At 62.1% G+C, this 19986-nt stretch carries 18 protein-coding genes; 11 read left to right on the top strand and 7 right to left on the bottom strand.

Annotated features, from left to right (window positions below):
- The first annotated feature begins 85 nt into the window (after positions 1-85).
- The gene (gene trxC / locus GYH35_RS27100) at positions 86-544 is read left to right on the top strand and encodes a thioredoxin TrxC (protein WP_161830039.1); all 459 of its coding nucleotides are present in this window, start codon (positions 86-88) and stop codon (positions 542-544) included.
- A gap of 2 nt (positions 545-546) precedes the next feature.
- On the opposite strand, the gene GYH35_RS27095 is transcribed toward trxC, so the two are convergent.
- On the bottom strand, positions 547-1485 hold the full coding sequence (locus tag GYH35_RS27095; protein WP_161813340.1) for an aldo/keto reductase: 939 nt from the start codon (positions 1483-1485) through the stop codon (positions 547-549).
- A gap of 254 nt (positions 1486-1739) precedes the next feature.
- Here GYH35_RS27095 and GYH35_RS27090 point away from each other — a divergent pair, with 254 nt between their 5' ends.
- Together GYH35_RS27090 and GYH35_RS27085 are read left to right on the top strand one after the other, a co-directional pair.
- The gene (locus GYH35_RS27090; protein WP_161813339.1) at positions 1740-2723 is read left to right on the top strand and encodes a DUF4394 domain-containing protein; all 984 of its coding nucleotides are present in this window, start codon (positions 1740-1742) and stop codon (positions 2721-2723) included.
- Positions 2724-2924: 201 nt separating this feature from the next.
- On the top strand, positions 2925-4220 hold the full coding sequence (locus tag GYH35_RS27085; RefSeq protein WP_161813338.1) for a serine hydrolase domain-containing protein: 1296 nt from the start codon (positions 2925-2927) through the stop codon (positions 4218-4220).
- Positions 4221-4223: 3 nt separating this feature from the next.
- On the opposite strand, the gene GYH35_RS27080 is transcribed toward GYH35_RS27085, so the two are convergent.
- The gene (locus GYH35_RS27080; RefSeq protein ID WP_161830038.1) at positions 4224-5276 is read right to left on the bottom strand and encodes an NAD-dependent epimerase/dehydratase family protein; all 1053 of its coding nucleotides are present in this window, start codon (positions 5274-5276) and stop codon (positions 4224-4226) included.
- A gap of 220 nt (positions 5277-5496) precedes the next feature.
- On the opposite strand from GYH35_RS27080, the gene GYH35_RS27075 reads away from it, so the two are divergent.
- Positions 5497-7998, top strand: coding sequence for a TonB-dependent receptor plug domain-containing protein (locus GYH35_RS27075; protein ID WP_161830037.1), 2502 nt, complete (start codon positions 5497-5499; stop codon positions 7996-7998).
- Here the strand turns inward: GYH35_RS27075 and GYH35_RS27070 are convergent.
- Positions 7995-8615, bottom strand: coding sequence for a LysE family translocator (locus GYH35_RS27070; RefSeq protein ID WP_161830036.1), 621 nt, complete (start codon positions 8613-8615; stop codon positions 7995-7997). The genes GYH35_RS27075 and GYH35_RS27070 overlap by 4 nt on opposite strands.
- A gap of 268 nt (positions 8616-8883) precedes the next feature.
- On the opposite strand from GYH35_RS27070, the gene GYH35_RS27065 reads away from it, so the two are divergent.
- Complete coding sequence (locus GYH35_RS27065; protein WP_161813334.1) at positions 8884-9387, top strand: YybH family protein; 504 nt, start codon at positions 8884-8886, stop codon at positions 9385-9387.
- Positions 9388-9405: 18 nt separating this feature from the next.
- On the opposite strand, the gene GYH35_RS27060 is transcribed toward GYH35_RS27065, so the two are convergent.
- Positions 9406-11181, bottom strand: coding sequence for a beta-N-acetylhexosaminidase (locus tag GYH35_RS27060; protein WP_161830035.1), 1776 nt, complete (start codon positions 11179-11181; stop codon positions 9406-9408).
- A 120-nt stretch (positions 11182-11301) separates the two neighbouring features.
- On the opposite strand from GYH35_RS27060, the gene GYH35_RS27055 reads away from it, so the two are divergent.
- On the top strand, positions 11302-13281 hold the full coding sequence (locus GYH35_RS27055; protein WP_161830034.1) for an outer membrane protein assembly factor BamB family protein: 1980 nt from the start codon (positions 11302-11304) through the stop codon (positions 13279-13281).
- A 5-nt stretch (positions 13282-13286) separates the two neighbouring features.
- On the opposite strand, the gene GYH35_RS27050 is transcribed toward GYH35_RS27055, so the two are convergent.
- A complete protein-coding gene (locus GYH35_RS27050; protein ID WP_202624750.1) occupies positions 13287-13892 on the bottom strand; it encodes a phosphorylase family protein in 606 nt (201 codons plus the stop codon).
- Positions 13893-13976: 84 nt separating this feature from the next.
- Here GYH35_RS27050 and GYH35_RS27045 point away from each other — a divergent pair, with 84 nt between their 5' ends.
- The 5 genes from GYH35_RS27045 (at position 13977) to GYH35_RS27025 (ending at position 17965) form a co-directional block, all read left to right on the top strand.
- Positions 13977-15386 (top strand): amino acid permease, encoded by a 1410-nt coding sequence (locus GYH35_RS27045; RefSeq protein WP_161813331.1) that lies wholly within the window; start codon positions 13977-13979, stop codon positions 15384-15386.
- Positions 15387-15467: 81 nt separating this feature from the next.
- The gene (locus GYH35_RS27040; RefSeq protein WP_161830033.1) at positions 15468-16013 is read left to right on the top strand and encodes a hypothetical protein; all 546 of its coding nucleotides are present in this window, start codon (positions 15468-15470) and stop codon (positions 16011-16013) included.
- A gap of 60 nt (positions 16014-16073) precedes the next feature.
- A complete protein-coding gene (locus GYH35_RS27035; RefSeq protein ID WP_161813329.1) occupies positions 16074-16757 on the top strand; it encodes a DUF6348 family protein in 684 nt (227 codons plus the stop codon).
- Between the two features lie 26 nt (positions 16758-16783).
- The gene (locus tag GYH35_RS35525) at positions 16784-17146 is read left to right on the top strand and encodes a VOC family protein (RefSeq protein ID WP_161813328.1); all 363 of its coding nucleotides are present in this window, start codon (positions 16784-16786) and stop codon (positions 17144-17146) included.
- 345 nt (positions 17147-17491) lie between these two features.
- Entirely contained in the window at positions 17492-17965 is a 474-nt protein-coding gene (locus tag GYH35_RS27025) for a YdbT family protein (protein WP_161830032.1), read from the top strand.
- Positions 17966-17993: 28 nt separating this feature from the next.
- Here GYH35_RS27025 and GYH35_RS27020 read toward each other — a convergent pair whose 3' ends face one another.
- Positions 17994-18863 carry an alpha/beta hydrolase gene (locus tag GYH35_RS27020; RefSeq protein WP_161830031.1) on the bottom strand — a complete coding sequence of 290 codons (870 nt, stop codon included), beginning with the start codon at positions 18861-18863 and terminating at the stop codon, positions 17994-17996.
- Positions 18863-19861: a hypothetical protein gene (locus GYH35_RS27015; protein ID WP_161830030.1), complete on the bottom strand. Its 999-nt coding sequence runs from the start codon at positions 19859-19861 to the stop codon at positions 18863-18865. The genes GYH35_RS27020 and GYH35_RS27015 overlap by 1 nt, the downstream gene beginning before the upstream one ends.
- Between the last annotated feature and the right edge of the window lie 125 nt (positions 19862-19986).

The following is a 19986-nucleotide window of genomic DNA, read 5'->3' as shown; positions in this document are numbered from 1 at the left end:
CGAAGTCGGGCCCGGTTGCGGGCTTGTATGCGATTTTTGTCGTCCCCATAACCGGGAAATCCGACCCGATCCGGTAACCGACCTCATGAGCGACTCGACCGCTGCCTCCGCCTCCGGCATCCACCTGGTGTGCGGACACTGCGATTCCGTTGTGCGAATTCCCGCCGACCGCCTCGAGCAGGGCCCGAAGTGTCCGAAATGTCATCACGGGCTATTCGAGGGGCATCCGCTGGAGCTGACCGCCGCGGCGTTCGAGCGTCACTTGAGCCGCAGCGGCCTGCCTCTGATCGTGGATTTTTGGGCGCCCTGGTGCGGCCCCTGCAAGATGATGGCGCCGCATTACGAAGAAGCGACCCGCCGCCTGCAGACCAAGGCGCGTTTCGCGAAGGTCAACTCGGACGATGAGCCGTCGCTGTCGGCGCGCTTTGGGATTCGAGGCATCCCGACCCTGATCGTGTTCAAACAGGGCCGGGAGATCGCGCGGCAGTCCGGCGCGATGGATCTCGGGGGGCTGTTACGCTGGTTGCAGCCCCACGTGCAGTAAGGTCAGGCGGAAACGCTAGCCCACAGCTCTTCGATCTTCTTGCGACCGGCGGCGTCCGGCAGGCGCCCGCGACCGGCGAGCTGATTGTCCTTCAGGTGTGTGATCTTGGTCGTGCCCGGGATCACCGCGGTCACGGCCGGGTGCGAGATGTTGTACTTCAAGAACAACTGCGCCCAGCTGGTCACATCGTAATCGGCCGCCCATGCCGGCAGCGGCTTGCCCGCGACTTTGGTCAGCACGCTGCCGCGACGGCCGCCAAGCGGCACGTTGGTCAGCACCGCCACGCCCTTCTCTTTCGCGAGCGGCAGAATCTTCTCCTCCGAGCCGCGATTGTCGATCGAATAGTCGACCTGCAGAAAGTCGAGCTTCAGCCTGTTGAGCGCCTCGATCACCTGCGGATACTGATCGTCGGTGGACGTCGTGATGCCGATGTAACGCACCTTCTTGGCTTGTTTCCATTCCTGCAGCTTCGGAAACAGCGCGTCGATGGCGTTGAAGTTATGAATCTGCAGCAGGTCGATGCGATCGGTCTGCAGTCGCTGGAACGCGAGCTCCAGCTCGCCGTCGCCGCTCGCGGGCTCGCCGCGAATCGGCGTCTTGGTCGCGAGGAAGATCTGATCGCGATTGCCCAGTTCCTTGAGCAGCTTGCCGATGACGACTTCGGATTCGCCATAGCCGCGCGCGGTGTCGATCACTTTCGCGCCGAGCTTGGGAAAGTTCTCGAGCACTTCGCGTCGAGCGGCAATGTCTTCCGGCGCGGTGACGCTGTATTGATTGGTGCCGAGGCCGACCACCGGCAGCTTCTCACCGGTCGAGGGAATCGGCTTGGTGATCGCAGGCAAGCTGTCCGCCGCCTCGGCGATGGCGCCGCTCAATGCAAAGCCGACGCCCGCGGCCATGCCACTTTGAAGAACTTCCCGACGCGTGAACACTGAACTCACAACGACCTCCGAAAAAAGATTCTTCCCCAGGCAGCCACACTGACGAATCCGACTGACCTCACGATGACTCGAAGCTGACAGCAGGCTGACGTCGCGCTCACAAACTGAACGCTTTGGGAGGAGCGCGTTTATGACCTTCGGACACGAAGGCTGTCAATAACATCGGCGTAACACTGCATCCGATCTCTGTTGCATTACCGAATATTGGCATCGAGAGCACCGCCGCTCCGCTTATTTACCAGAGGTCGGAAGTCATGAGATCGACGAGAACTTCAGCGGCATGGGCCGCGGTGGCGATCGCCACCACGCTGCTCGGCGTAACGATCGTCAACGCGCAAACGCAAACCAGCGTCGTGCCGACGAGCGGCGTCGCGAAAGGCGTTACGTTGCCCAACTCGAGCCTGTATGCGCTGACCAGCGACAACTCGCTGTACATCCTCAAGCCCGGCGCCACTTCGTATGTGCGCGGCGGCCGCGTCGACGTCTCCGACGGCGGCAATCTGATCGGCATCGACTTCCGTCCCGCCGACGGTCAGCTGTACGGCCTGACCGATCGCGGCGGCCTGTACACCATCAATCTCACGTCGCGTTACTTCGGCGCGAGCACCAAGGTCAGCCAGGTCAATCCGCGCTTCAGCGGCGGCTTCGGCGCGTTGGTCGATTTCAACCCGGTGTTGAACGCGTTGCGCATCACTGGCAGCAACGACCAGAACATCGCGGTCGTGAACGACGCCAACGGCGGCAACCTGAACACAACCGCGGTCCAGACCAAATTCACTTATGCGCAGGGCGACGTGAACTTCGGCAAGGATCCGGAGATCGTCGGCGGCGCGTACAACAACAACTTCAACGGCGCGACCGCGACGTTGTTCTATCTGGTCGATCACGACCTGGACACGCTGGTCACCATCTCCGGCAAGAACGCCACCGGCAGCTCCAACACCGGCGCGGGCCTGTTGCAGACCATCGGCTCGTTCGTCGATGAGTACGGCAATGCCCTGAACATGTCGCCGACCACCGATTTCGACATCTACACCGATGCGTACGGCAACAACTTCCTGGTCGGCCAGACCACGCGCCTGCTGTTCTCCATCGATCTGACGCAGATCGATCCGAACCTGCCTCTGGGCAGAACGCAGAAGGTGGTCGTGAAGCGCGGCCAGCCGGCGCCGCTGCCGGGCTCGACCGCGCCGATCACTGGCGGCGTGTTCGACATCGCGGTGGTGCCGCGCCGGTAACTGTGCGGACTGCAAACCTCTGGTGAATCCAGGCCCGGACGCCAACGCGAATTTGGGCCACTGACAATCTTCGTTTTCCCGGAAGCCATCGTCGCGGGGCTCGCGGCGGTGGCTCTTTTTTAGGAGTGGCCCTTTTTTTATAGATGGCATTAGTAGGATCATTGCGGTCCGTTCATTTTCGGGCAGCAACAAGGATCCTCGATGCGCACGCGACTGATAACGACAACATTGCTGGCAGCCCTGCTCGGCAGCGCCAGCTTCGCGGAAACCCCGCAAACAGAAAGCTGGAACGCGCTCAACGGCGCACGCTCGCAGGTCAGCGCCGCCACCAGCGTCTCCAAAGAGCGCCTGGCCCGCATCGATACGTTGATGCAACAGTATGTGGACGAGAACCTGATCGCCGGCGCGGTCGCCCTGGTCCTGCAGAACGGCCAGCTCGTGTACCAGCACGCCGCCGGCTGGGCCGACAAGGAAGCCGGCACGCGCATGAGCACCGACACCATCTTCCGGATCGCCTCCCAGACCAAGGCGCTCACCAGCGCCGCCGTCCTGCAATTGCAGGAACAGGGCAAGCTCGTGGTCACCGATCCGGTCAGCAAGTACATCCCCGAATTCGCCAGGACCACGGTAATGGTGAACGGCAGCGCCGTGCCCGCGAAGCGGCCCATCACACTGCGCGATCTGTTGACTCACACCGCCGGCATCTCTTACGGCACCAACCCGGAAATCGCCGCGCTCTACAAGGAGAAAGGCCTCGGACCCGCCGCGGGCATGGGCTGGTACACCGCCGATAAGAATGAGCCGATCTGCACCAGCATGGAGAAACTCGGCTCGCTGCCGTTCGTCGCGCAGCCGGGCGAAGCCTGGGTCTACGGCTACAACACCGACATTCTCGGCTGTGTCGTCGAGCGCGCCTCGGGCATGGCGCTGGATGAATATCTGCGCAAGAACATCACTCAGCCGCTGGGTATGAAGGACACGAACTTCTTCTTGCCGAAGGAGCAGCGCAGCCGGCTGGCCGCCGTGTACGGCACGGGCACGAATGGCAAGATCGCGCGCTCCGCAAACGATGCCAAGGGACAAGGCCATTATGTGGACGGACCTCGCCGCAGTTTCGCTGGCGGCGCCGGCCTGCTCTCGACCGCCGCAGACTATGCGCGCTTCCTCGAGGCGCTCCGCAATGGCGGCGCGCTTGGCAACGCGCGCATTCTTTCACCTCGCAGCGTCGCCTTGATGACCACCAATCAAATCGGCGACATCTACAACAAACCCGATATGGGATTCGGCTTCGGCTTCGAAACGGTCGAACGGTTCGGCGCCAGCGGCCTGGAAGCGCCCGGCGCGTTCGGCTGGGGCGGCGCGTACGGGACCAATTATCGGGTCGATCCCACCTCGGGCCTGGTCGTCGTGCTGATGATTCAGCTCATGCCGAACGGCACCGACTTCCGTGAGAAGTTCGCGAGCATCGTGTATCAGTCGCTGCTGCCTCAACAGTAGCGATCAAGGGTCGGTCGCGAACATCGTGATCAATGTGAGGAATGCGAAAGCCTGCGCCACCGCGTTGACGGCGGCGCTTCCTCTTTCTTGCCGCAACGCGCTTAGCGTTGCGGCAAAACCCTCGGCGAGATCCACCTTGGGCTGCCAGCCCAGCACGGCTTGCGCCTGACGCGAATCGAACGCGGCATCGTTCAAGTAGAAATCCATCCGACGGCGATAGATCGGCGGATTGATGTTGAGCACCTTGCAGGTGTCTTCGACGACGGCCGCCAGCGCCAGCATCGGCTTCAGCGGCAGGCGAGGACCGAACACGGGTCGGTTCGCGGCCTGCGCAATTGTTTCCAACATTTCGCGCAGCGGCACGGCCTTCGGTCCGGCGACGATCAATTCCTGATTCGCAGCCATCGGCGCCGTGCACGCCCGCAGGAAGGCATCGGCCAGATCGGTCACATAGATCATGTGCCGCCGCCCCTCGCCCGGCCCGAACAGCGGGAACCGTCCTTTCTGCACTGAGCGGAACAGTTTCAACAATCGCTCATCGCGCGGCCCGTAGACGGCCGTGGGGCGGAGAATGACGTACTCCATGCCAGCCGAGGTCGCGATGTCCCGCACCTGCTCGTCCGCAGCGAGCTTGCTGCGCTCGTAACTGTTCCAGGGCCGGATCGGCGTGCTCTCGTCGATGGTGCCGGCGACGCGCTGGCCATAGATGCCGGCAGTCCCGCACTGGACGAAGCGTTTGACTCCAGCCGCAGCCGCGGCGCGCGCCACATTCGACGTGCCCTCGACATTCATTCGCCTGAAATAACTTTCGTCGGCGCCGGACTCGCGGAACGCGGCGGCAAAGTGGCAGACGCTGTCCGAGCCTTTCACCATGTCGGCAAACGACTCGGGCTTCAGGACGTCCCCTCGCCGCAGCGATGCGCCGTGCGCGCGTAACCGCTCTATCACCGCTCGATGTTTGGCTCCGTCGCTGCGATACAGGCCGATGACTTCATGGCCTTCCGCCACCGCCCGCTCGACGAAATGCGCCCCAATGAAACCCGTGGCGCCAGTCACGAAAATCCGCATACATCCGCCGATATTGTTACAAACGCATTTGCAAAAGTTATACGTAACGCATGCAAATGCATGAGCACATAGATTCGTTCCAGGGCCGGCCCGGTTATTTCTGAACGACGCCGGCTGTGGCGCCGAGCGCGCAAAGCAACATACCCGTTGCCATTTCATCACAAGCGTATTACATGCTGCCCTGGCCTCAGTCGTTCCGGAGTTACTCATGAACAACAATGCTTCCGGCTCCTTGCGTTTGGCCGCCAGCCTGCCCCTGTTACTGATGACGGCGCCCGCGATGGCGCAGACCGCTGGCGAAGGCAATAAAGAGATCGAACAGGTCATCGTCACCGGCACTCGCGTCGCGAATCGTTCGGCCCTGGACACCGCGGTCCCGGTCGACGTCGTGAGCGGCGAGCAATTGCAAAATCTGGGTGTCTCCGAAGTGAGTCAGGCGCTCTCGGTCACCGTGCCTTCGTTCAACTTTCCGCGCCCCGGACTGAACGACGGCACCGATACGGTGCGTCCAGCGACGTTGCGCGGCCTCGCGCCGGATCAAACATTGGTGCTGGTGAACGGCAAGCGCCGGCATCAGTCCGCGTTGATCAACATCAACAACAGCATCGGTCGCGGCTCGACGGCGGTCGACCTGAACACCATTCCGAACGCGATCATCCAGTCCGTCGAAGTGCTCCGAGATGGCGCATCGGCGCAATACGGCTCGGACGCGATCGCCGGCGTGATCAACCTGCGACTGCGCACCGACAACGAGGGTGGCGATGCCGGTGTCATTTATGGATGGCGCGAGACCAGTTATGACGTCCTCGTGGGCAGTCCGCCCACCAATCCCCCTGGCGCGAACTTCTCCTCACCGCCGAGGCGCAGCCGCGATATGTCCGATGGCGAGACCTTGACGGTGTCTGCCTGGAAAGGCTTGCCCATCGGCACCACCGGCTCGGTGGTCATCGCTGCCGAATATAAAGATCAGGAGCACACCGAGCGCGGCGGTTACGACATGCGTCGACAGTATCCGCTGGTGAATGGCGCATACGATCCGCGTGAAGCGACTTTCGACCGCTACAACTCCTGGTACGGCGAGCCCGAGCTCGATCAGAAGACGGTGTTCGTCAACGCCGAGTACGAAGTGGCGAGCGGCGCGAGCATTTACGGCTGGGCGAGCTGGCAGGATCGCGACGCCGTGTCGGCAGGCTTCTATCGAATCGCGGGCGACGATCGCAACACCATCCAGATCTATCCCGACGGCTTCCTGCCATTGATCGCGCCGGATGTCGTCGACATCTCCGCGGCTGTCGGCACGAGCTGGCGGCTCGGCGAATGGGACATGGACTCCTCGCTCACCTACGGTCGCAACGAAATGGATTACGAGGTGCGGAACTCGTTGAACCGCTCGCTCGGCACGGCCAGCCCGACCACGTTCGATTCCGGCGGCTTCGACTACGATCAATTGACATTGAACGTTTCCGGCGTGCGCACCGTCGACGTCGGCCTCGCCTCGCCGCTCAACATCGCCGTCGGTGTCGAAGCACGGCGAGAAACATTCAGCATTCACGCCGGCGAGCCGAACTCGTATCTCAACGGCGGCGTCCGCCTGGCCAACGGCAACCCCACCCAATCGGGCGCGCAAGTGTTTCCTGGCTTCCGTCCCGAGAACGAAGTCGACGAAGACCGCACCGCTGTCGGCGCGTACATCGACCTGGAAGCAAACATCACAGAGAAGTTCCTGACATCGGTGGCGTTGCGCGGCGAGAGCTATTCGGACTTCGGCGAGAACCTCGCGGGCAAGCTGTCGTTGCGCTATGACTTCGTTCCGCAGTTCGCGATGCGCGCCTCGGTGCAGAACGGCTTCAAGGCGCCGTCGTTGCAGCAGCAGTACTTCTCGACCACCTCCACCAACTTCATCGGCGGGCTGCCGTTCGACATCGCGACGTTCCCGGTGAACAACCCGGCGGCGATCGCGCTGGGTGCGCAACCGCTGGATGCGGAGGAGTCGTTGAACTACTCGCTGGGCGCAGTCGCGCGCCTAGGCGACCTGACGATCACGGTCGACGCCTATCGCATCGATATCGAAGATCGCATCGTGCTGTCGGAGAACCTCACATCCCCCGACGTCGTGAACTATCTCACCGGCCTCGGTTTCGTCGGCATCGGCGGCGGCCGCTTCTTCATCAACGGCGTCGATACGACCACCGAGGGCGTGGACATCGTGATGAGCTATCCCTGGTCGACGGACGCCGCCGGGCGGTTCGACTTCACGGTCACGGCCAACTTCAACTCCACGGATGTCACTAAAGTCCCGACGACCCCGCAGCTGTCGGCGCTGCCCACGCCGCCCATCCTATTCAATCGCTTCAACGTATTGAGCTACGAGGAAGGCACGCCGGAGAACAAGTTCTCGGCAATGATCAACTGGACACTCGGCGGCTGGGGAGCAACGCTGCGCGCGACCCGCTATGGCGAAGTGCTGTCGCCTGACCCGAATCCGACACTGGACTTCACTTTGTCGGCAACGACGCTGGTGGACCTGGAGGCGCGCCTCGCCATCACCGAGCACATCAAGCTCGCGTTCGGCGCGGACAACATCACCGACGAGTATCCCGATCCGCTGCCGCCGCAGAACAATCTCACCGGCACGCAGTCGTTCTCGAACTACTCGCCGTTCGGCCGCTCCGGCCGCTTCGTCTATGGGAGAGTCAACTACACGTTTTAACGAGTAGCCACAGCGACGGCGGCGCAAGCCATCGCGGCCCCCGTGCCACGATTGATTCTGCGTACCGCCGTCGCGCTCTTGAAGACCCGGCGAGCGCGAGCCGCGAGCACTACATAGGCGCCCAACGTCAGCGGCAGCAGGATGGAAATCGCCACGACCATCTCGGCGAAGCCGAGTAGAGTCAGCTTTTCGAGCCGCACGACCGTCGGCAACAGCGCCACGAAAAAAATCATGGTCTTGGGATTGGCGAGCGTCAGCGCCAGACTACCCAGGAACAACTGAAACGGTTTCTGGCCCACCTCGATATCAGGCCCCTCATCCGAGACCGGCGCGGCGGGCGCGGTCCACAGCTTGTACGCGAGATACAACAAATATGCTGCGCCCGCGTACTTCACCACGACGAATACCGCATGCGCGCTCTGAGCGAGCGCCGCAAGCCCCGTTGCCGCAAATGCAAACCAAATGAGATCGCCGACCAGGAAGCCCGCGATGAACGCCGGCGCGCCGCGAGTGCCTTTCGCCAGCGAACGCGCGATCACGGCTGCGACGCCTGGGCCCGGCGTAGCGACCGCCAGCATATAAATCGCGGAAAAAACCAACAGACCGTACAAGGACATAAATTGCTCCTCCCGCCGGCGCACATTCGTTCGAGCCATCCATGCCACGATGTTCGCAGCAACCACGTATTGAGAATAACCCGAAACACTTCGAGGCGCAGTGATCGGCAGAGGAATCTTGCAGCCGTGTGACCGGGCCGCTATCGGATATCCGGTGGTGACGCCTGCCTCACACGGGAATATTCTTTTCTTCGCGGGTGACATTGATGCACTCGTGGATGCGAGAGATCGCATCATGGTGACAGAAGGAAGTGGGGGAAAGATGACCATGAACAGAGTAGTTAATTTCTCAGGAACGATGCTGACGCTCGGAGCTGTCGCGATGAGCGTCACGCTGGGGGGCTGCAGCACGCGCAGCGAATCGTTGCCAAAATCCGTCGTCCAGTCGTTCGAACAGGCGTTCAACGCGGACGACCTCGACGCCACCGTGGCGTTGTTCGATGACGATGCTCAGATCCTGCCGGAGCATGGCCCGGCGATCACCGGCCGCGAAGGCATCTCGGCGTTTCTCAAGGATCAGATGACGCCGGTGGTGTCGTTCAATACCGAGGCCGACATGAGCCTGATCCGCAACGACATCGCGATCGAGCAAGGTCACTATCGCGTGCGCGATGTACGGCGTGGCTCGGATGTCGAGGCAGGCAAGTACATGCACGTGTGGCGCAATCGTGGCCACGGCTGGAAGCTCTATCGTGTGATGTACAACACCGACGTCGCCACGTCGACGGCCGTGTCTGTCGCACAGGCGGCGGAGCAGGACGGCACCGGCTGACCGGTGCCTGATGAATGACTACATCGGACCACCCGCGATGTCGGCGTTGACGTCGATCGAGGTGGTCCGGGACAGCGGGTCACCATTGTAGAACACCGCCGCCTTGATCACCGTCGCGCGCGGCACCTGGAACACATCTGTATACGCCGACGACTTGGCGGTCGGCTCCATGCCATTGGTGGTGTAACGAATCTCTCCGAGCGGCACTTGCTTGGCGAGCTCGACCGAGATGCGTCCGCCCGATTCGCCGCGTTTGAACGCCATTACGCGAAACGCCGCATCGCTGTAGCGTACGCCGAGACGCGAATAGCGCCCCAGCATCGCAACCATGCGCGGTTGAAAATCGGGCCAGCGCAATTCCGCTGACGGCGTCCAGCCGATTTCCGCCAAGGCCGCCGCGCGAGGAAACGTCATCTGCTCGATGGCTTCTTCGTTGCCATCGGTGCTGGTCCACACGCTGGCCTGCACGCCGATCAGACGACTGCGATCCTGCGCCGACAACGCCGCCGGCGCCGGATCGAAACGGTACACATCGCCCAGACTGAGAATCTCGCCGGACTTGCCGCGATCGTTGGGTGCCGTACTCTGCGGACGATCGAGGCTCAGCAGCGTCGCGGACGAGACGATCACTTCATAACCGGACGCGACCGCGCCCAGCGCACCGTCCAGGCCGCGCGCCGTCATGATGATCGAGTCCGCCGGCACGCCGCCGCCGAAGATGGCGTCCCAGCCGACGATGCGCCGCTTATGTTTCTGCGTCAGCTCGCTGATGCGCTCGAAGAAATATCGCTGCAGCCGGACTTCGTTGACGATGCCCAGCTCGCGCATGCGGGCCTGCACGCTGGTCGATTGTTTCCATTGATCCTTGGGAACGTCGCCGGCGCCGATGTGGATGTATTCGCCCGGGAACAGCGCGGCGACGTGCGCGAACACGGCATCGAAGAACGCAAATGTTTCTTCTTCGACATTGTAGAGATTCATGCCGGCGCCCGGCGAGTCGGCCGCACGCAGCGCCGGATAGGCCGTGGCGGCGGCGGTCGCATGCCCTGGCATCTCGAGCCCCGGCACAACCGTCACGTTGCGAGTCGCGGCGTACTCCACCACCTCGCGCACATCGTCGGCCGTATAAGAGCTCAGGCCGCCGGTCAGCTTGGGATATTTCGGAATCTGCAGCCGCCACGCCTGATCGCCGACCAGATGCCAATGCAGGACATTGAGCTTGTGGAGCGCCATGAAATCGATGTAGCGCTTGATGAACGCCACCGACTGGTACTGGCTCGCGGAATCCAGCAGCAGGCCGCGCCAGCGCATGCGCGGCTGGTCGACGATCCGGATGCCAGGAATACGAACCTCCTGCACGACCGTCGACTGCTGGGTGGCCAGCTGCCACAGCGTCACTGCACCGTTGAACAAGCCACGGGGATCCGTCGCCGAGATCAGGGCAGCTTTGGAGGAAACGTCGAGCTGGTAGGCTTCCGGCCCCGCGCCAGGCGGACTACCGCCCAATGCAAAGACAACGGATCGCTTCGGCGCCTCCCCGGCCGACCCCTGAACGATCACGGGGCGTAAACCGCGCGTGCGCTCGATCAGCTCACCAAAGTAGTGCGCAACAGCCCGCGCCCGCGCATCGCCGTAGACGATCTGGGTCTGTGAATCGAGCGTCAACGAGCCGCCCTGCGACTCCACGCTGGCCGGCCAGGGAATCAGCGATATATCGCTGGAACGCTCCGCCCCCAGCGCGCCGGCAGCCAGGCAAAGGAACAGCGAAACAGCAGCGACCAGACGGTTCATCATTATTTTCCTCCCTTCGCCGTCAGATGCAGGAGGTATGCCCATAACGGCTCCACACAATTCTTATGTGGCGGCCGCGCCGGGGCGTGACTCTAATAGTGGCTGCAAGGGGGGATCAATAAGATGCTTGCCAAAGCCGCGATTCGGACTGTCGCATATTCAGCATGGACTGTACTGATAGGGGCACTCACCCTGTCATGCGGCCCGACCCAGGCGCAGGAAGGCGCGAAACCGCCGGTTGCTGCCGATTCCGCCGCCCTCGCCCGCGCCCAGGCAGCCATGGAAACGCCCCATCCCGGCAAGGCTGTCTACGAGCAGAGCTGCGCCGCCTGCCACGCTCATCCCGAAGCCACGCGCGCACCGGCCCTGGATGCGCTCAAGGCGATGCGCTACCAGACCATTCTGTATGCCTTGAATGAAGGCAAGATGAAGGTGCAGGCATCGGCGCTGAGCGCCACGCAGAAGGCGGCGGTGATCGATTATCTGGTCGGCCGCGAAGCCACTTCGGATGAATGGCTCACCACGGCGATGTGCTCGCCCGAGCGCCGCAAGGTCAATCTCGATGCCCCGGCGACGGTCACCGGCTTCGGTTTCGATCCCAAGAATCATCGGCACCTGACCGCCGCCCAAGCCGGACTGCGCACCGCCGACATGCGCAATCTCGAGCTCGCCTGGGCCATGGGCTTCCCCAAGGCCACGCAGATGCGCTCGCAACCCGCCATCGTCGGCACGACCCTGTTCCTGCCCGTCGCCGATGCGCAGCGCGCGTTCGCCATCGATATTTCAGGACCGCCTTGCGTGCAGTGGGTTTACTCGCATGAAACACCACTGCGGACCGGCGCCGCCTTCGGCCAGCTGCCGAACGGTCGCAAAGTCGTCGTGTTCAGCGACGTGGCGTCGAAGGTGCACATGCTCGACGCCGCCACCGGCCAGCTGCTGTGGCTCCAGGCGGTCGGCTTGTATCCGTTGTCGCTGACCACCGGCACGCCGGCGATTCATGGCGATCGCGTCTACGTGCCGATCTCTCAATATGAGATTTCGCTCGGCGGCAACGACAATCACGAATGTTGTCGCACACACGGTGCGGTCACCGCACTCGATGCGATCACCGGCAAACCAATCTGGACCGCGCACACGATGGAAGAAGCCAAGCCCGTGCGCGATCGCGGCGACGGCAAGATGATCTACGGTCCTTCGGGCGCGCCGATCTGGAACTCGCCCGCCATCGACGCCAAACGCGGCGTGCTGTACGTCGGCACGGGTGAAGCGACGTCCGAACCCGCCGCGCCGACGACAGATGCGATTCTGGCCATCGACCTGAAAGACGGCCGGATCCGCTGGTCATTCCAGGCCACCGAGAACGACATCTTCCTCACCGGCTGCGCCCGCAATCGCAACGGATTGAATTGCCCGAAGAGCTCCGTGCATCGTGACGTGGACTTCGGCGCTTCCGTGATCGTCGCGCAACGTGCCGACGGCTCCGATGTGATACTCGCCGGCCAGAAGTCAGGCACGGTGTGGGCGCTCGATCCGGATCGGAATGGCAAGCTGGTGTGGCGCCAGGATTTCGGTGAAGGCTCGCCGCTCGGCGGCATCCACTGGGGCATGGCCTACGACGGCACGCGCGTGTTTGCTCCGATCAATCGGCCGTATGCCTCCGCCGCGAAGGCAGATGGTTCGCAGAAGCCTGGTCTGAATGCGGTGCGCGTAGATACCGGCGCAGTCGAGTGGACCTATACAGCAACGCCCGATTGCTCAGGCAAGCGCGCCGAGCTGGTGAAAGCCTGCGCGACCAACATTGGTTTCTCCGGCGCGCCCACGGTGATCGATGGCGCCGTGGTCAGCGGCAGTCTCGACGGTTTCCTGCACGCGTTCGACGCGAAGACTGGTGAGTTACTTTATAAGTTCGACACCGCGCGAGGCTTCGATACATTCAACGGCGTGACGGCGAGCGGCGGCGCGATCGACAACGCGACCATCGTCGCAGCCAACGGCATGCTGTTCGTGAGCTCCGGCTACGGCTTGTTCGGGCAGATGCCCGGCAATGTGCTGCTCGCGTTCAAGCCGAAGGCGAAGCAGGCGCCGGCGACGACGTCGCCCTGAGCGGATCAGTCGCCGAAGAAACGCCGGTACAACACCAGGAACTGATCCGCCGCGAGCTTGAGATTGGTTTTCCAATCCTGGCCCGAGGCGTGATCGGCGCCGTCGGTCACATACTTCACCGACGTGAACGCGACGCGCTCGAGCAGGCAGACCTTGGCGAGCGCGTAGGCCTCCATGTCCATCACATCGCATTCCATCGCGATCTCGCTCATGACGAACGAGTCGCCGCTGCCGCACTCGCCGCCCGGCAGCTCGGGGAATAGCCGCGGAAATTCCAGTCGCGGCGGGATTTCTTCGAAGGGCGTGACTCCGAGCGGCACACCGAGGCCCGTCACATCCATGTCACGCTGAACAAAGGCGTGACACTCCAGGATCGTCCCGGTGCGATGACGGCGGCTGCCCACCGTGCCGAAGTTGATGACTTGCGGCATGGGCACCCCGGCGCGCACGTATTCGGACAGTCGCCGCGTCAGGCTATATGTCGCATTCACCTTGCCGATACCGGTATACAACACCGGGATGCCGGCGCGCTCGAACACGCCCTGGCTCTCCAGCGGCAGCGCCATCACGATCAAGGGGTCCGAATAATCCTGGTTGTGTACTGAGGCCATAGCGGCGCAATCATAGCAGCAGCCCGCGTGATGGCCGGTGGGCTATGCCTTTACAATACGATGACAGGAACAACGGGGAGCGCCATGTCCTTCTGGAACCGCCGCAAGAGTCTCGAGTCCGTCAGCGCCCGGCAATCGCACAGCGCGCTGCGGCCCACGCTCGGTTGGCTGCATTTGATCAGCCTGGGCATCGGCGGCATCGTCGGCACCGGCATCTATACGCTGATCGGCGTCGGCGCGGGGCTCGCGGGCCCGGCGGTCATCATCTCGTTCGTCGTCGCCGGCCTGGTCTGCGCCTGCGCGGCGCTGGCGTACACCGAGATGTCGACGATGATGCCCATGGCCGGCAGCGCCTACACCTACAGCTATGTGGCGCTCGGCGAGTTGCCGGCATGGTTCGTGGGCTGGACATTGATCCTCGAATACACGGTCGTCTGCAGCGTCGTCGCGGTCGGTTGGTCCGGCTATGCCAGCGGCTTCATCCAGGCGTTGGGCATCGGCGTTCCCGACGCCTTGCTCGCCGGCCCCGCCGCAGGCGGCGTGATCAACGTACCCGCGATCGTGATCGCCTTGGCGGTTGCCGGATTGCTCGCACTGGGCTCGCGTGAGAGCGCGACAGTCAACCTGATCCTCGTGTTCGTGAAACTGGTCGCGCTCGCGACGTTCGTCGCGCTGGCGATTCCGGCGTTCGATGCAGGCAACTTCGAGCCGTTCGCGCCACACGGCTTCGGCGCGACGGAAATCGAAGGCGCCAAGTACGGCATGATGGGCGCCGCGGCGGTGATCTTCTTTGCATTCTATGGCTTCGACGCGGTCTCGACCGCGGCCGAGGAAGCGAAGGATCCGGGACGGGATCTGAAGATCGGCATCATCGGCTCGATGATCGCTTGCACATTCATCTATATGGTCGTCGCAACCGCTGCGATCGGCGGCTCGCGCACCGATGCGCTGGCGGCCAGCGGCGAGCCGCTCGCCATGGTGTTACGCAATCTGGATCATCCGGTCGCGGCGAAATTCATCGGTCTCGCGGCCATCATCGCGTTGCCCACGGTGATCATGGCGTTCATGTACGGCCAGTCGCGCATCTTCTTCGTGATGGCCCGCGATGGGCTGCTCCCTCAGCGCTTGAGCGTCGTCAATGAGAAGTCGGGCACCCCGGCCCTGATGACGATGGTCACGGGTGTGATCGTCGCAATCATCGCCGGTTTCCTGCCGCTGCAACGAATCGCCGAAGTCGCCAATGCCGGAACGCTGGTGGCCTTCATCGCAGTGGCCGTGTGCATGCTCGTGCTCAGGAAACAAGCACCGAACGCGCCACGCCCGTTCCGCACGCCGGCGTACACGATCGTTGCATGGGCGGCGATCGTGGGCTGCGCGTATTTGTTTGTGAGCTTGCCGGGAGTGACGAAGTTGACGTTCGTGATCTGGAACGCGATCGGCATCGTCGTTTACTTCGTGTACGCGAGGTATCAGAGCGCGCTGGCTCGGGCGTAAGGGACGCCAGGCCACATCGAGATGTCACCTGATCTTCTACCATCCATCCTGGAAATCCGACGCATCACCCAGTCGCTTGCGATGCTGGATGCGATCCTGTGCCCCGAATGGGAGTATCGCTACTACAGCTTCAACAGCGGATGGGGGCCGGGCGAAGAGATGGCGTCAATGCGCACTGGCGAGGGCGATGACTGGTTCTTGTTGATCGACGCCACTGGAGCGGCGATCAAAGGCTTCGCCCACGAGCTTGCCGATGACCTCTTGCTTCCACAGAACATCCAGGCGCAGGTTCCACCAGACTTCGCATCGTTCCTGAGCGAGCCCGCATTCTCGATGCAGCAGGCAACTTTCTGCTATTGGCGACGAACCAACGATTCATCTTGGAGCAAGGTGAGCAGCGCACTAACCGATGACGGTTCCGATGACATGCTGAAACTGGTCGTCTCGGACGCATCCGCTTACAAGGAGTGGGCTGAGGGCTACTATGAGATTCCAGTATCGCTGAATGCCGTAGCGGCACTGTTCTCTCATCAGCCACTCAACGACTCGGTCATTCGCGCGCTCAATCCGGACGCCGCTGTGAACTCCGTCTATGCAGAAGCTAGCGAAATTGGCTATCCATATTGAGGCGATAACTTAGATAAATCGCGTCGCCGAGTTATCAGCTACGCCAGCGAAAGGAGACCCATGCCTGTCGTCGAACTACTGCATTCAGCTCTTGAGGCGCACAGCATTGCGAGCACCATCGACGGCGGCTGCGTGCGCCTGCTCGACTCGGATCTGGCGCTCGAACCTCGCGTCTTTGATGGTCCTGACAACGCGCACTCCAAGATCATCCAACTTGATATCGTCGCTCATTCAGCTCGGATCGCACCTCGCTGCATCATTGAATCCATGGCTGGGTTGGGCTCCGATCGCTCAGCAGCGGAAAAAGACGCCTTCGGCAAATTCCTTCTGGGGTCGTTTCATGTCTTGCTCGCGGCTCTAGCCGACCATTCCTGTGAGTCGACTCCCACGGAGTGGCTGCATTGGCCAGGAAGAAACAGTGCGTGGCAGATATGTGATGGGCCGCTATTGGTGCACTCGAGTGGATCCAAAGTGACTACCTACCCAGAATTCATGCCGCAGCTGCAAGAGCTCTTCGTGAACTCGGTGTCGCCCGGCATGCATTGGGTTCGCGTCTTCGTTGCCTCGTTCGATCGAAAAACGGTCGGAGCGGAGGCTCTCTTGGACAACGAGCCATGGCCTGAAGGTGCAGCGCTCGTAAACAGCTGGGACTGGGCCTTTCCAGAAGAGTACCGATCAGTGCGCCACTTCTTCGTGGCCGTGCCTTTGCCAAGCGGTGTTGTAACGCCGGCAGTGATCAGCTAACTCGCCTTCGAGGGCGCGCAGTGCACATGGACTTCAAAGTTGCCGAGACATTCCTGAGCTTGAATGTCGCAGACATGGATCGCGCCGTAAGGTTCTATTCAAGGGTATTGGGGGCGGCGACGACATGGACTTCGCCGCATTGGTCCTCCCTTAACGTAGCAGGAGTTCGCATCGGGCTGTTCGCGAATCCAGGTCATGAAGGCGGTCGCGTTGGCCTTCACTTCGTAGTCAGCGAGCTTGGGGCAGCGTGCGCCTCAGTCACAGATGCAGGCGGCATCATCGTGTCGGCAGCTTCAGAGGTCGCTCCCGGCGTTGTGGTTGCGGAGGCCTCGGACACGGAAGGCAATGTATTCTCGCTTCAAGAAGCCAGGGGCAAGCTTAGAATTTAACAGTTGGCAACTCAGCTGGAGTGTGGTTTGGGACAACTGATGCAATCTCACAGCAAGCCGCTGTTCAGCGTGAAGTTCACATCGTCTCGTACTTCTCCTTGCCCACCGATCTCGCTGGCTCCATGCGCGACACTGACCGGAGTTCCAGGGCGGGCAGAAGTACTCGATGCCCGGAGCGACGATGATCTACCGGTGGGACAGGTCACGCGACAGTTTAATAGAAAGCGAGAGCCGAGCTTGACTGTGGCGCCGGATTGCGTCACATCGAAGCGTCACCCGGCAACGTGACGTCGCTTCATGTCGGCACGCGGACTGCACGTATTCTGATCCGGCGCTGAGCTTCGCATGGCTGACGTTCAAATACGCATCTCAAAACCAATCGCCATCGTTGCTCTTGGCCTTGGCATGCCTGCTATCGCCGTCATCGTGGCTGTGCTTTCGTGGGTGATTGCCACTGAGCTATTCAAGGGTCGATTTGATCCGCTGGCGCTACCCGTAATCTTGATAGTTGCGCTCTTTGGCAGGCTGTTGTGGGTCATGACCCAGCACTGGGAATCGCTGTTTACGACCTTCCGTGTCTCCGATGCTGGCGTCGAGATTGAGAACCGCCGTTACGGCGCGATCGCACTTCAGTGGAGCGAAATCGATTCGGCCTCTTATAACAAGCTCTTCGGGCTGGTAACGCTCCATTCGTCAAAACTGAGCAAGCCCATCGGGATCATGAACAACAACACAGCGCAGATGTCCGAAGAGTTCGAAGCCGCCCTGGAGATGGTGCGGAAGTACCTGGCCGGGCGTATCCAGGAGCAACTCGTGTGATACGAGGGCACGTCCAATCTGGAGTTCTCTATTCCGCCGATACCGGCTTCGCGGAATAACGGAACACGTACTTCATCGCGTCGCCGAGCGTGCCGCCCCACACGCCCCAATTGTGCGCGCCATCGACGATGCGCAATTCCGCCGGCTGCCGATTCGCTCTGAGCAGCGAATATAACTTCGTCGCATCGGCCTCGATCATGAACTCATCGTCGTCGCCGGAGTTGATATACATCGGCACCGGCATCTTCTTCGCCAGGTAGCCCTGCCACAGCGACGGATAGTTCAAGCTCGTCCACACCTGCTCATCGAAGGCCGGCTCGCCGAACGTCCCAACCTTTCGAGCACTCGAATTCGGCGGCGGCAGCGGTGCATAAATCGCGGGCGACAACAGCGCGGCGGCCGCGAACATCTCTGGATACTTCAGGACGAAGCGCAGCGATCCGTAGCCACCCATCGACAAGCCGCCGATCAATCGCCCTTCTCTGGTTCGCAACACACGCAGGGTCTTTTCGACCTCAGGAAACAGATCGCGAAGCACCGCCGTTTCCATCTTCTCCTTGCGATCGACATACCACGTCACGCCCGCGTCGGGCATCACAATTACCGCCGGGGGCATGTCGCCGCTTGCGATCAAGCCATCGGCAACGGACTGAACCTTCCCCTTGTCGACCCAGTCCCGACCGGAGCCCCCATTGCCGTGAAGGAGATACAGCACGGGATAGCTCAACCGCGACGTCTCGTAGCCGGTGGGCAAATAGACCTCGTACTTCCACTCCCGGCCGAGCGCGTTCGATTTGAACTCGCGAGTAACGACATCGCTCGCGAACGCCGCCGAGGAAAGCAGCAGCGCGCCCGCTGCCAGGAACAGGGATCGCCAGACTCGATGGAGTTGATGCATTACTTCGCCGCCGCAGCCTTCTCTTCTTCGCGCGCCCCGGACAGGATTCCCGGCAACGCGTAGTTGCCCTCGTGGCAAGCATACTCGTAGATGTTCCCGTCTGCCGGGACGAACGGCAGCTCACCGGTGATGCGCTCGGTGAACGTCGCCGGATCGTCGACCGTGAAGCGATACACGATCTTGTCGTCCGCGACGCGCGTAAATCTTTCCGTGATCACCGCCTGCTCCGAGGAGCCCCGGAAACTCTGCTCCTGGCGGAAGTTGCGCGTCTGGACGACGAGCGTGTCGCCCTCCCAGCGCCCCACCGAATCGCCCATCCACTTCCGCACCGAGCCCGGCACATGCTCGTCATCGATGCGGATGATACGCGCGTCGTGAACCATTTCGACCAGGATCATCACGTAGCCTGGCGACTGCACGATCTGGTAGTAGCTGTTGTACATGACCGGCAGCATCGGCGGCCCCGACGAGTAGCCGAACGACAGCAAACATCGCTCGCCGAGTGCCCGCCCTTCCGGCCCGTCATTGGAACGACCGATCTTCGTCGCGTCCATCCGCTTCCGCGCAGCCTCCGTGAGCGGCGGCACACGGCCGTTGAGCGGCTCGATGATCATAGAGGTTCGATACTCTCCGTCGATCTGCGCCACGCTCATGCCGCGATCGGTCCAGAACAAGTTGTAATTGCCGACCGGCGGCAACGACGCGGCCGCTTCGATCTTCTTGTCCGGATCGCTGGGCTGGGCGTCGGCTTCCACCGCGGCGATCGCTGCTTTGCTGATTGCCGCCGCCTCTGCATCGGTGAATGCACGACGCGTCCCGAGCTCGACCGCGCGCTCCATCGGTGTCGCCGTTTGATTGGTCCACACACCTTGCAGGTCAGGCGTGCCGTCCGCGAGTCGCGGCGCCTGATAGCGGCGGTTGGCGCCGTCCGCCGAGTGCGCCGTCATGGCTGCCACTGCAAGCGCAACGGCAAGGCCGATCGGCAATCCCTTGTTCATCCCCCACCTCGTCGATTTGTGACGTAGAACGCAGCTGTCGCCGAATTGTATCGATACGTCAACACGACCCCGTCGCAGGACACGCACAAGATTTATTAAGAAGGCGTCGCACGCGCCGATTTGAC

It is taken from the genome of Steroidobacter agaridevorans, assembly GCF_009932555.1.
Taxonomy (GTDB): domain Bacteria; phylum Pseudomonadota; class Gammaproteobacteria; order Steroidobacterales; family Steroidobacteraceae; genus Steroidobacter; species Steroidobacter agaridevorans.
The sequence above is the reverse complement of the archived record's forward strand: the minus strand, read 5'-3'. Positions and strand labels throughout refer to the sequence as shown.